The organism is Dactylosporangium sp. NBC_01737 (assembly GCF_035963215.1).
GTDB lineage: Bacteria > Actinomycetota > Actinomycetes > Mycobacteriales > Micromonosporaceae > Dactylosporangium.
In genome coordinates, this window is the sequence record NZ_CP109153.1 from 7427182 (window position 1) to 7440036 (window position 12855).

The window sequence follows — 12855 nt, forward strand, 5'->3', positions numbered from 1 at the left end:
CGCGGTGCGCGACGGGTTCGCCACGTCGTTCGGCACCGACCTGCCGCGGCTGCGACTGGAGCGGCTCGACGAGGCCGCCGCCGCGGCGCTGCTCGACGCGCGCGCCGCCGGGCTGGCGGCCGGGACCCGGCGGCAGCTGCTGCAGGATGCCGCCGGCAACCCGCTCGCCCTCGTCGAGCTGTCGAGCCTGACCGACCGGCCGGAACGGGCCGGCGAGGCGACGTGGCGGCCGCTGACGGACCGGCTGGAGGAGGCGTTCGCGGCCCGGGTGGCGAAGCTGCCCGCGGCGACCCGGACGCTGCTGCTGGTCGCCGCGACCAACGACGGTGACGCGCTGTCGGAGACCCTCGCGGCCGCCGCCGTCATCGTGGGCGGCCCCGTCACGGCCGGGGACCTGCCGCCGGCCGTGGCGGCGTCGCTGATCGACGTGGACGGCGCCCGGCTGGTGTTCCGGCATCCGCTGATGCGCTCGGCGATCCACCAGCGGGCGGGCGTCGCGCAACGGCACGCGGCGCACACCGCCCTCGCGCAGGTGCTCGCCGACCGGCCGGACCGCGCCATCTGGCACCGCGCCGCGTCCAGCCACGGACCGGACGAGGCGGTCGCGGCCGGCCTGGAGGCGGCCGCGACGCTCGCCCGCGCGCGGGGCGCGACGACGTCGGCGCTGTCCGCGCTGGAGCGCGCAGCGCAGCTGACCGGCGACCCCGCCGGCCGCGCCGCCCGGCTGCTGCGGGCCGCCGAGGCGGCCGTGGAGCTGGGACGGCACGACGTCGTGCAGCGCCTCGTGCGTGACGCCCGGGAGCTGGAGCTGTCGTCGCGGCAGCGGGCGCAGCTGCTGTGGATCGAGGCGAGCTTCGGCGGCGGGCTGCGCGACGAGCACCGCCGGCCCGGCGCGATCGCCGAGGTGGCCGGGCGGGTCGCCGCCGACGGCCACGTCGACGTCGCGCTGCGGCTGCTCAACGGCGCCGCGCTGCGCTCGTTCTGGACCGAGGCGGACCCTCGGCCGGCGACCGCGTCGTCGGCGTCGCCGAGGGCCTGCCGATCGCCGCGGACGACCCGGACCTCCTGGCGATCCTCGCGTTCGCGGCGCCGATCGCGCGCGGCGCCGCCGTCATCGACAGCCTCCGGCGCGGCGCCGCGCGGGCCGGCGGGAACGCCGAGGCGCTGCGGCTGGTCGGCAGCGCCGCGGTGCTGGTCGGCGCGTTCGACCTGGCCGAGGCCTGCAGCGCCGCGTCGCTGCCCGACCTGCGGGCGCAGGGCCGGCTCGGGCTGCTGGCCCGCGCGCTGGGCGCCCAGGCGTGGAGCGCCGCCCACCTCGCCGACCTCAACGTCGGCATCCCCGCGGCCGAGGAGTGCACCCGGCTGGCGCACGAGACCTCGCAGCCGCTGTTCGTCGGGATCGGCCGGGCCACCACCGCGGTCCTGGCCGCGCTGCGCGGCGACGAGGACGCCGCGCGGTCCCACGCCGCAGCCGCGGAGCAGATCGCCATGTCGGGGACGGTCCGCCCGGTGCTCGCCACCGCACAGCTCGCCCGCGGGCTCGCCGCCCTCGGCGCGGGCCGCTACGCCGAGGCCTACGAGCATCTGCACCGGATGCACGACCCCGCCGACCCGTCGTTCCACCCGGCGCTGCGGTGCTTCGCGCTGTCGGAGCTCGCCGACGCCGCGGTCCACAGCGGACAGATCGACGACGTCGCCGGTGTCGTCGCGCAGATGGAGCTGTTCGCGCTGCGGACGCCCTCGCCCGCCCTGCACGGCGGGCTGCGCCACGCCCGCGCGGTCCTCGCCGCCGACGACGAGGCCGAGGCGCTGTTCCAGGCCGCGCTGCGGGTCGACGTCGGGCGCTGGCCGTTCGCCCGGGCACGGGTGCAGTTCGCCTACGGGCAGTGGCTGCGCCGGCAGCGCCGCAGCGCCGACTCGCGGGCCCTGCTGCGGACCGCCCGCGACACGTTCGACATCCTCGGCACCGTCCCGTGGAGCGACCGGGCCCGGCAGGAGCTGCGCGCCGCCGGCGAGACCAGCCGCCGGCAGAGCGCCGACGCCCGGGACCGGCTCACCGCCCAGGAGCTCCAGATCGCCCAGATGGTCGCCGAGGGGATGACGAACCGGGAGATCGGCGAGCGGCTGTACCTGTCGCACCGCACCGTCAGCTCCCACCTGCACCGCATCTTCCCCAAGCTGGAGATCACGTCCCGCTCGCAGCTCGGCGCGATCGTGCGCACCCGGACCGAGCACGGCATGGAAGCACGATGACCGTCATGTGACGCTCGCGGCGGCCGTCGCCCGCCTCCTAGCGTGCGGCCATGGCTGACATGTGGTTCACGGTCCTGGGCCCGGTCCTGGTCCGGCGGTCCGGCACCGAGGTCGACCTCGGCGCCCCGCAGCAACGCTCCGTCCTCGCGGTGCTGCTGACCAGGGCCGGGCAGCCGGTCGGCCTGACCGAGATCGTCGACGTCCTGTGGGGCGAGCACCCGCCCGCGACCGCGGTGAACGCGGTGCACCGCAGCGTCGGGCTGCTGCGCCGGGCCCTGGAGCCCGGGCTGACGACCCGCGACACCGGCCGCTGGCTGGTCCGGGCGGGCGGCGGCTACCGGCTCGCCGTCGACGACGGCACCGTCGACCTGCTCCGGTTCCGGGCGCTGCTGGACCGGGCCCGCGCCGACCGCTCGGTGCCGCTGTTCGGGCAGGCCCTGGACCTGTGGCAGGGCCCGGCGGCCGGGACCGTCGCCGCGGAGATCCGCGGCCGGCCCGTGTTCACGGCGCTGGACCGCGAATACGAGGCCGCCGCGCGCGAGGCCGCCGACGCCGCGCTCGCCGCGGGCGAACCGGGCACGGTGCTGCGCGCCGTGGAGCTGGCCGCCGACCGGGCCCCGCTGGACGAGTCGCTGCAGGCCCGGCTCATGCTGCTGCTCGCCGGGACCGGTCAGCAGGCCGCGGCGCTGCACCGGTACGACACGGTCCGCGCCCGCCTGTCCGACGACCTCGGCATCGACCCCGGCCCCGAGCTGACCGCCGCCTGGGACCGGGTGCTGCGCCCGCCGCCCCGCCGGCCGCCGCGCCGGCACCGCAGACGCGGGCGCCCCGCAGGATCGCGCAGCTGCCGCTGGACCCGGCGTCGTTCACCGGCCGCGCGGCGGAGCTGACCACGGCCCTGCGGCTGCTGGAGAGCGACGACGGGACCGGCGCCGGCCGGCCCACGGTCGTGATCGGCGCGATCAGCGGCATGGCCGGCATCGGCAAGACCACCCTCGCGCTGCACTGGGCGCACCGCGTCGCCGGCCGCTACCCCGACGGGCAGCTGTACCTCAACCTGCGCGGGTTCTCCCCGGCCGGGCAGGTGATGGACCCGGCCGACGCGGCGCTGCGGCTCCTGGAGGCCCTCGGCGTCCCGCCGCACCGCATCCCCGCCGGCCTGGACGCCCGTGCCGCGCTGTACCGCAGCGAGCTGGCCGGCCGGCGCATGCTGGTGCTGCTGGACAACGCCCGTGACACCGCCCAGGTGCGCCCGCTGCTGCCCGGCACCGCCGGCTGCCTGGTCCTGGTGACGAGCCGCGACCGGCTCGCCGGCCTCATCGCCTCCGACGGCGCCCGCCCGATCACCGTCGGCGCGTTCTCCGCCGGCGAGTCCCGGCGGCTGCTGGTCCGCCGGCTCGGCGCCGCGCGGGTCGCCGCCGACCCCGGCGCGGTCGAGGAGATCATCGGCTGGTGCGCCGGGCTGCCGCTGGCCCTGGCGATCGTCGCCGCCCGCGCCGCCACGGACCCGCGGCTGCCGATTCGGGACCTGGCCGCCGCGCTCCGCGACGAGCGCGGCCGCCTCGACGCGCTCACCACCGGCGACCCCGACAGCGACGTGCGGACCGTGTTCTCCTGGTCCTACCGCGCGCTCAGCGCCGGCGCGGCGAGACTGTTCCGGCTGCTCGGGCTGCATCCCGGCGCCGACATCCCGGTCGCGGCGGCGGCGAGCCTCGCCGGGCTCTCCCCGGCACGGGCCCGGCCGCTGCTGGGCGAGCTGGCCCGCACCGGACTCGTCGCGCAGCACACGCCGGGCCGGTTCACCGTGCACGACCTGCTGCGGGCGTACGCCGCCGACCTCGTCGACACCGCCGAACCCGCCACGCGACGGCACGCCGCCGGCGCCCGGCTGCTGGATCACTACCTGCACACCGCGCACCGGGCCGCGCTGCTGCTGGCCCCGGCGCGCGACCCGGTCGTCCTGCCCGCACCGTCGCCGGGCGTGACCGTCGAGCCGCTCGCCGACCAGGACCGGGCCCTCGCCTGGTTCACCGCCGAGTACCGGGTGCTGCAGGCGCTGCTGACCCGCCTCGCCGGCACCGGCGCCGACCTGCGGGCCTGGCGGGTGGCGTGGACGCTGGACACCTTCCAGCGCCGCCAGGGCCACCTGCACGACCAGGTCGCGACCCGCAGGACCGCGCTGGCCGCGGCGCGGCGGCTGGCGGACCCGGCGATGCTGGCGGACACGCACCGCGACCTCGGCCACGCCCTGTGCGCGGCGGAGCGGTCGGAGGAGGCACGCAGCCACTTCACCTGCGCGCTGGACGGCTACACCGACCTCGGCGACCTCGTCGGCCAGGCGCACGTGGAGCGCGGCATCGGCGCCACGTACCTGTCCGGCGGCCAGTACGACAAGATGCTGCTGCACTGCCTGCGCGCCGAGGAGCTCTACCGCGCGGCCGGCAACCGCGCCGGCCTGGCCGAGGCGCTCAGGGAGGCCGGGTTCATGCACCTCAAGCTCGGCGAGTTCCGCCACGCGCTGGCCCGCTGCGGGCAGGCCCTCGCCGTGTTCCGGGACCTCGGCGACCGGCACGGCGAGGCGGCGTGCCTCGACGGTCTCGGGCTCGCCCACGACGGCCTGTCGGACGTGCCGAGGGCCGTCGAGCACTTCCGGCAGGCCATCGACCTGTACGCCCGGGCCGGCGAGCGGCGCGAGCAGGCCGCGTCCCTGATCAACCTGGGCGACGTCCACCACACCGCCGGTGACGGCGCCGCGGCGGGCGACGCGTGGCGTTCGGCGCTGCGCATCCTGCGCGGTCTGGAACCCCCGCAGCCGCAACTGGTCCGGTCGCGGCTGGACCAGCTGCGCTGACCTACAGGGTGCCGATCAGCCCGCCGTCGACGGCGAAGTCGGCGCCGGTGACGTTCGCGGTGCGGTCGCTGGCCAGCAGCAGCACCAGGTCGGCGACCTCGTGCGGGCGGGTGAACCGGCCCGTGACGGACTCCCCGGCGGCCCGGTCGGCGATCGCGCCGGGGTCGCCGCCGCCCAGCGACCGTGCGATGGTCGCGGCGACGCCGTCGTCGCCGAGCCACAGCCCCGTGCTCACCGGCCCGGGGCTGACCGTGTTGACCCGCACGCCGCGCCCGCCGACCTCCTTCGACAGCGACTTGGAGAAGCTGGCGAGGGCGGCCTTGGCGGCGCTGTAGTCGATGACGAGCGGGTCGGGCAGCGCGGCGTTGACCGACCCGACCGTGACGATGCTGCCCGCGCCGCGCTCCAGCAGGTGCGGCAGCGCGGCGCGGGTCGTGCGGACCGCCGCGAGGAAGTTGACCGTCAGCGTCGACAGCCACTCCTCGTCGGTGACCGACAGGAACCCGGCGGTCCGCGGCCGCACCGCACCGACGTTGTTGACCAGGATGTCGAGGCCGCCGAACGCCGACACCGCGGCGTCGATCAGCCGGGCCGGGCCGTCCGGGGTGGTGAGGTCCACCTGGACGACCCGTACCCCGGGCAGCCCGGCGAGCTCAGCGGCGGTGGTGCGGGCGCCGGCGACGACGTTGACGCCCTCACCGGCGAGGGCCTGGGCGATGGCCAGGCCGATGCCCTTGCTGGCGCCGGTGACGACAGCGGTCTTGCCGGTCAGGTGCAGATCCATGGACGGGCTCCTCAGTGCAGGCCGGTGGACAGGAACGCGACGGCCTGGGCGACGGCCGCCTCGGCGGCGCCGGTGCCGCGCAGGGCGTCGAGTGCGACGAAGTCGTGGATGGCGCCCTGGTAGCGCACCGCGGTCACGGGCACGTCCGCCGCCCGCAGCCGGTTGGCGTAGGCCTCGCCCTCGTCGCGCAGGACGTCGGCCTCCGCGACGACGACCAGCGCCGCCGGCAGGCCGGTGAGCTGCTCCAAGGTCGCCCGCAGCGGCGACGCGGTGATGTCGGCCCGCTGCCGCGGGTCGGTGGTGTACTGGTCCCAGAACCATTTCATGGCGTCGCGGCGCAGGAGGTAGCCTTCGGCGAACTCGTGGTAGGAGCCGGTGTCGAACGTGGCGTCGGTGACCGGGTAGAACAGCACCTGCCGCACGAAGCTCACCCCGCCACGCTGCTTGGCCAGCAGCGTCGCCGCCGCGGCAAGGTTGCCGCCGGCGCAGTCCCCGGCGATCGCGATCCGGGCGGCGTCCAACCCGTGCCCGGCACCGCACGAGGCTACCCACTCGGCGACCGCGTACACCTCTTCCAGGGCGGTCGGGTACACCGCCTCCGGCGAGCGGCTGTAGTCGGGGAAGACCACGGCCGCGCCCGCGCCCACCGCCAGCTCCCGCACGAGGCGGTCGTGACTGCCGGGGCCGCCGAACACCCAGCCGAGGCCGTGCACGTACAGGATCACCGGCAGCGGACCGGTCGCGCCGGGCGGCGCGACGATGCGGACCCGGACCCGCCCGGAGGGGCCGCCGGCGACGACCAGGTCGGTCACGTCGGCATCCGGCAGGAACGGCGGGTTCGCCTGCACCTCGGCGACGAGCCGCCGGCCCTCGGCCGGGTCGAGCTGGTACAGGAACGGCGGATCGGCGTTGTCGTCGGCGAACTGCCGGGCGGCCGCCTCCAGTACCACGGCCGCCCGAGTCAGCTCAGAGCCCATGCCGGCGCAGCCATTCCAGGCTCGCGTCGGCGACGGCCCGCCAGCCTCCGTCGATCGTGAGCGAGTGCGCCCGGTCGGGGAAGTCGAGGATGTCGGTGACCGCGTGGGAGTGCCGGTACTGCTTCAGCGTGGCCCTGGTCACCGCCTCCGGCACCGTGTGGTCGCGGCCGCCGGTGACGAGCAGCAGCGGACCGCGCAGCTCGTTGGCGGTGTCGACCTTCGCCGGTGAGTGCGGGTCGAAGTTGGCCGCGGCCGCCTCGAACAGCGGCTTGCCCGGCGCCGGGACCGCCCACTGCTCGAACAGCGCCCGCGACTCCTCCTCGGACACGGCGTTGCCGAACGCGAACCGGAACTGCTCCGCCGTCAGCGACACCGCCCGGTGCCGGTTCGCCGGGTTCTTGAACACCGGCAGCGTGGCCCGCAGCGCCGACAGCGGCAGCGGCAGGACCCCCTTGATCTGCGCGGCGTCGATGGCGACCGCCCCGGCGGCGAGGTCCTGCCCCAGCAGCTTCTGCGCGATCATCCCGCCGAACGAGTGACCGATCAGGATCGGCTTGGCGGGCAGCTCCGCGATGACCTTCGCGTAGTGCTCGGCGACGTCGTCGATGCCGTGGTCCGCGACCGCCTCGGGGTGCTCGCGGGCCTCGGCGACGGTGGCCGGCTCACCCGGCCAGCCGGGCGCGACCGGCGCGTAGCCGGCCTCGCGGAACAGTTCCATCCACGGCTGCCAGGACGAGGCGTGCAACCACAGTCCGTGGATGAACACGACGGGCGACGGTGTACTCATCGGCGATCTCCTCACGTCTACGAGGGCCGTCAACGCCGGCCTGCACGCACCGTAGGGCGCCGCTTGTGGGCAAACAGTGGATGGAACCCGCCTACCGCCGCTGCCTCGCGAGGGGGAGCCACACGCGCATCGGACCCGGTTCCCGGTTCGCCCACAGGTAGTACGGGACCATGGGCACGGTCGCGCCGCGCGTCGCCGGTGGTGCGGCGTCGTCCAGTGCGCGGTAGAGCGGGCCGTCCGCGTCGTGCGGCGCCAGCATCCGGGCGTGCAGGGCCACCGGGGCGATCGGGTGTCCATTGTGGACGACGTCGATCGGTGTGCCGGCGTCCAGCCGCAGGTCCTCGAAGGCGACGCCGTCCAGGGCGGCCGGCAGGTCGGCGTGCTCCAGGCAGTGCACGAGCGGGCCGCGGGTGACGGCGGCGGTACCCCGGACCGCGTCGACGCGGGGGTGGGCGGTGACCAGCCGGGCCGGCATGGGCAGGACCAGCTCGGCGCGGTCACCCGCCCGCCAGGTGCGGGTCACGCTGACGTAGCCGTCGTGCGCGGCGACCGGCACCTCGGCGCCCTCGACGGTGAGCCGCGCGCCGGTGGACCAGCCGGGAATACGCAGCGCCAGGGTCCACGGTCCCGCCGCCGCCTCGGTGACCGTGACCGTGACCGTGCCGTCCCACGGGTACGCGGTCTCGACGCGGACGCGCTGCCCGCCCGCGCTGAACGTGCCGGCGGTGTACAGGTGCAGCTGCAGCCCGTCCGGGCCGCCGGTGGCGGCGTACGTGTGCAGCGACGCCATCAGCCGCGCCAGGTTCGGCGGGCAGCAGGCGCAGGAGTACCACGCCAGGCGCTGCCCGGGGGCGTCCTCGTCCGACCCGTCGTGGCCGGTGCGCACCTGCAGCGGGTTGGAGTAGAAGAAGGCGGTGCCCTGCAGCCCGGCGCCGGCGGCGATGCCGTTGTACAGCAGCCGCTCCATCTCGTCGGCGTAGCGCGCCTTCCCGGTCGCCAGCAGCAGCCGCCACGCCCAGTGGAAGCTGCCGATCGCGGCGCAGGTCTCGGCGTAGGCGCGGTCCGGCGGCAGTTCGTACGGGTCGCCGAACGCCTCGTCGCGGTGCCGGGACCCCTGCCCGCCGGTCAGGTACGTCTTGGCCCGCACCGCCGACTCCCACAGCCGTTCGGCGGCGGCGAGCAGCTCGGTGTCGCCGGTTTCGACGGCCACGTCGACGGCGCCGGCGGCGAGGTACACCTGGCGCACGGCGTGGCCGGTGACCTCGGCGGCGGCCCGGACCGGGACGTGGTCCTGGTAGTAGTAGCTGGTGTGGAACCGGCTCTCCGGGCCGAGCAGGCCGTGCCCGCGCAGCTCGACCAGACGGGCGGCCAGGTCGAGGTAGGGACGGTGGCCCGTGACCCGGAACAGCTCGACCAGCGCGGTCTCGACCTGCGGGTGGCCGTCGATCGCGTCCTGCCCGCCGGGCCCGAAGCGGTGGACCAGCAGGTCGGCGAAGCGGCGCGCGACCGCGAGCAGCTGCTGCGCGGCCGGGTCCCGCGGGGCGCTGCGGGCGGCGGCGACGCCGGCCTGGATGAGGTGCCCGGCGCTGTACATCTCGTGGCTGGACGGCAGCTCGCGCCACTGGCGGCCGCGGTGCTCCAGCTGGAAGTAGGACACCAGGTAGCCGTCGGGGTCCTGCGCCTTCTCCAGCAGCTGCGCGACGTCGGCGGTGAAGCCGGCGAAGCCGCCGTCCCACCATGCCGCCTCGAGCGTCTTGTACACGTCGGTGTCGGCGAACCAGTAGCCGGCGAAGCCGCCGTCGTGGTCGCCGGTCACACGGCGCAGGTTGTCCAGGTTGCCGTGGCCGTCGAGCTGGTCGATGCAGTGCGGCAGCGTCGCGGCGGTGTTGCGGGCCTGCCACCCGCCGAGCAGCCCGCCGCGGTCGAGGTGGGCGGCGCCTGCGGGCAGCGGCCGCACCGCGGCGATCGCCTGGTCGGTGGGCACGGTGGGGCCGGTTGCGTTCGTCATGTGCGGGTTTTCCTCAGTCTTTGACGGCGCCGGCGGTCACGCCGGCGGCCACGTACCGCTGCGCCACGATGAGCAGCAGCGTCGCGGGGATGGACGCGACCACGGCGGTGGCCATGATGGCGTTCCACTGCTGGTTGTTGTTGCCGATGTACTGGTAGATGCCGAGGGTGATCGGCTGCGCGTCGCCGCCGCCGTCGAGAGTGGTGGCGAAGACGAAGTCCGACCAGGCCCACAGGAAGGCGAAGAGGCTGACGGTCACGACGGCGTTGCGGCTCACCGGCAGGACCACCGACCAGAAGGTGCGCAGCGTGCTCGCCCCGTCGATCCTGGCCGCCGCGATCAGCTCCTGCGGGACACCGGACATGAACGCGGTGAAGATGAGCACGCCGAACGGCACGGCGATGGTCGAGTCGGCCACGATCAGCCCGGTGACGGAGTTCAGCACGCCGAGCTTGAGGTAGATGGCGTAGAACCCCATCGCCATGATGACGCCCGGGATCATCTGCGCGACGAGGAGCACGAAGCTCAGCACGCCGCTGCCGCGCGGGCGCAGCTTGGCCAGGGCGAAGCCGGCCGGTGCGGACAGCAGCAGCGTCAGCAGCACGGTGCCGAGGCCGACGAACAGGCTGGTCCCGAGGTAGGGCAACTGCTGGTCGAGCACGGCGCGGTAGCCCTCGAGCGTGCCGTCCAGCGGGAGCAGGTGCGGCGGGTCGTCGCGCATGTCGGTGTCCTTGGTGAGGGACACGTTGAGCATCCAGTACACCGGGAACAACATGACCGCGGTCAGCGCGACGCCGATGCAGGTCTTGACCGCCCGGTTCACTGCGCCGCCCGCCGCTGGGTGCGCACGTAGAGCAGGCCGAAGGCCATGGCGACGACGATGAGCAGGTTGCCGACGGCCGCGCCCGGGCCGAACTCCGGCAGCAGGTTGCCGAAGCCGAGCCGGTAGGACCAGGTCGCGAGGGTGGTCGACGCGTCGGCGGGGCCGCCCTTGGTCATGATCCAGATGATGTCGAACACCTTGAGCGTGTAGATGAGGCCCAGCAGCAGCGTGATCGCCGAGACCGGCCGCAGCAGCGGGAACGTCACCCGCCAGAAGGCGCTCCAGCCGGTGGCGCCGTCCAGCGCCGCGGCCTCGGAGATCTCCGCGGGTATGGACTGCAGGCCGCTGTAGAGCACGACGAGGTTGAACGGGATGCCGATCCAGATGTTGGCGATCGTCACGGACAGCAGCGACCAGGTGGGTGACGTCAGCCAGTTGACCGGGTCGAGGCCCACCAGGCGCAGCGCCGCGTTGACGATGCCGGAGTCGCTGTTGAGCATCCACGACCAGGTCGACGCGGACACGATCAGCGGCAGCAGCCACGGCACCAGGAACAGCGCCCGCAGCGTCGCGGACAGCCGGAAGTGCTGGTGGAAGAACAGGGCGAGGGCCATGCCGATGGAGAACTGGAACGCCAGCGAGAGCCCGACGAACACGGTCGTGTGCCAGACCGCCGGCCAGAACGTCGCGTCGTCCAGCACGGTGCGGTAGTTGTCCAGACCGGAGAACGGCGCGTCGCCCTGGACGAAGGAGCGGACCGTGTACAGCCGCAGGCTCAGGTCGAGGTTGCGGTAGAGCGGGTAGGCGTAGAACGCGACGAGGTAGACCACGACCGGGGCGAGGAACGCCCACGCCGTCCACTGCCCGCCGCGGCGGCGGGGAGCCCCCGCCCGCGGCGCGGCGGCCGGGGCGGGGACTCGGGTCGTTGCCTTGTGCGTCATGGTCACTTGGTGGCCGCGGCGGCGCTGGTCTGCGCGGCGGCGAGTGCGTCCTGGGGGGACTTGGATCCGCTCAGGGCCGTCTGGAAGCCGGTCCACAGCGGCTGGGAGATCTTCGGGTACCTGGTGCCGAGGTTGTCGCTGGTGCGGCCCTTCGCCGCCTTGACCGCCTCGACCCACACCTTCAGCTCCGCGTTGTTCTGCACCTGCTTGGCCTGCACCGCCTCGGTCGCGGCGATGTAGGACAGCGTGGTGTCGGTGGTGTACGCGTTGTCGGCGCTGGTGAGGCAGGTGACCAGCTTCTGTGTCGTGCCGTAGCGGGCCTTGTCCTTCTGCACGGGGGCGGTGACGAACTCGCCGCCGGTCGGTGCCGGTGCGGTGCCGCCCGCCTTCGACGGGATCGGGATGATGCCGTAGTCGAAGCCGGTCTTCTTCGCATTGGCCAGCTGCCAGGTGCCGTTCTCGGCGAAGGCGAACTGGCCGGTGGCGAACTCCTGCCAGCTGGTGGTCTGGGTGTTGTTGATGACCGAGTTGGGCGCGAGGCCGCCCTTGAGCCAGTCGGTCCACAGCTGCAGCGCCGCGACGCCCTCGGCCGAGTCGAGCTTGGTGAGGTTGGCGCCGGCGCCCCAGAACCACGGCAGGAACTGGAAGCTGCCCTCCTCGGTGCCGATCGCGGAGAAGGTGATGCCCTTCTTGCCGGTGGCCTTGACCTTCTCCAGCGCCGCGGTGAGCGCCGCCCAGTCCTTGATGCCCGCCGGGTCGACGCCCGCGGCCTGCAGGACGGGCTTGTTGTAGTACAGGGCGAGGGTGTTGGCGCCGATCGGCACGCCGTAGGCCTTGCCGCCGACCTGGCCGGCGGCGAGGAGGTTCGGCGAGACGGCGGCGGTGTCGAGCTTCATCTCCTCGGTGGTGGTGAGCACGCCGGCGTCGGCGAGGGTCGACACCACCGGGTTGTCGACGATGAGCATGTCGGGGGAGTTGCCCTGCTGGGCGGCGAGCAGCGCCTTGTTGGTGAGGTCGGTGGTGTCGTAGGCAGTGCGCTTGACCGTGACGCCGGCGTCGGTGCCGCACTTCTGGAGCAGCTTGACCCAGTCGGCACCGTCGTCGAACTGCGGGTAGGGGTCCCAGATCGTGTACGTGCCGCCGGCCGCGCCGGACGAGCCGCTGCCGGAGCCACCGGTGTGGGAGCAGGCGGTCACCAGGCACACGGCTACCGCCGCCGCGGCGACGGCACGCAGGCGGCGCCGCGCCGGGTGGTGTGAGGTCATGGCGATGCATTCCTTTGCGTCTGCGGGTGTTCGAGGGGGTGTGGGGTGTTGCCTCCTGGGACCTTCAACGGCGCCGCAGGAAACGTGAGGCAAACGATTGCCTGGACGTTATGAGCACCTTGCATGCCTGTCAAGGGGACGTTACAGTCACATCAGGTCACGGTTT

The 12855-nt window shown here is 74.6% G+C and carries 10 protein-coding genes; 3 read left to right on the forward strand and 7 right to left on the reverse strand.

Features of this window, described 5'->3' with window-relative positions; genetic code table 11:
• The first annotated feature begins 837 nt into the window (after positions 1-837).
• The 3 genes from OHA72_RS33815 to OHA72_RS33825 are packed head-to-tail and all read left to right on the forward strand — an operon-like array spanning position 838 to position 5104.
• On the forward strand, positions 838-2253 hold the full coding sequence (locus OHA72_RS33815) for a LuxR C-terminal-related transcriptional regulator (protein WP_327000094.1): 1416 nt from the start codon (positions 838-840) through the stop codon (positions 2251-2253).
• Between the two features lie 50 nt (positions 2254-2303).
• The gene (locus OHA72_RS33820) at positions 2304-3143 is read left to right on the forward strand and encodes an AfsR/SARP family transcriptional regulator (RefSeq protein ID WP_327000095.1); all 840 of its coding nucleotides are present in this window, start codon (positions 2304-2306) and stop codon (positions 3141-3143) included.
• A gap of 59 nt (positions 3144-3202) precedes the next feature.
• Positions 3203-5104 (forward strand): ATP-binding protein, encoded by a 1902-nt coding sequence (locus OHA72_RS33825; protein WP_327000096.1) that lies wholly within the window; start codon positions 3203-3205, stop codon positions 5102-5104.
• A gap of 1 nt (position 5105) precedes the next feature.
• Here OHA72_RS33825 and OHA72_RS33830 read toward each other — a convergent pair whose 3' ends face one another.
• The 7 genes from OHA72_RS33830 to OHA72_RS33860 form a co-directional block, all read right to left on the reverse strand.
• Positions 5106-5888 (reverse strand): oxidoreductase, encoded by a 783-nt coding sequence (locus OHA72_RS33830; RefSeq protein WP_327000097.1) that lies wholly within the window; start codon positions 5886-5888, stop codon positions 5106-5108.
• 11 nt (positions 5889-5899) lie between these two features.
• Complete coding sequence (locus OHA72_RS33835) at positions 5900-6865, reverse strand: alpha/beta hydrolase (protein WP_327000098.1); 966 nt, start codon at positions 6863-6865, stop codon at positions 5900-5902.
• On the reverse strand, positions 6855-7652 hold the full coding sequence (locus OHA72_RS33840) for an alpha/beta hydrolase (RefSeq protein ID WP_327000099.1): 798 nt from the start codon (positions 7650-7652) through the stop codon (positions 6855-6857). The genes OHA72_RS33835 and OHA72_RS33840 overlap by 11 nt, the downstream gene beginning before the upstream one ends.
• 91 nt (positions 7653-7743) lie before the next feature.
• The gene (locus OHA72_RS33845; RefSeq protein WP_327000100.1) at positions 7744-9660 is read right to left on the reverse strand and encodes a glycoside hydrolase family 127 protein; all 1917 of its coding nucleotides are present in this window, start codon (positions 9658-9660) and stop codon (positions 7744-7746) included.
• 13 nt (positions 9661-9673) lie between these two features.
• Entirely contained in the window at positions 9674-10483 is an 810-nt protein-coding gene (locus tag OHA72_RS33850) for a carbohydrate ABC transporter permease (protein WP_327000101.1), read from the reverse strand.
• Complete coding sequence (locus tag OHA72_RS33855) at positions 10480-11424, reverse strand: carbohydrate ABC transporter permease (protein WP_327000102.1); 945 nt, start codon at positions 11422-11424, stop codon at positions 10480-10482. The genes OHA72_RS33850 and OHA72_RS33855 overlap by 4 nt, the downstream gene beginning before the upstream one ends.
• 2 nt (positions 11425-11426) lie before the next feature.
• Positions 11427-12689 (reverse strand): sugar ABC transporter substrate-binding protein, encoded by a 1263-nt coding sequence (locus OHA72_RS33860; protein WP_327000103.1) that lies wholly within the window; start codon positions 12687-12689, stop codon positions 11427-11429.
• Positions 12690-12855 lie beyond the last annotated feature (166 nt).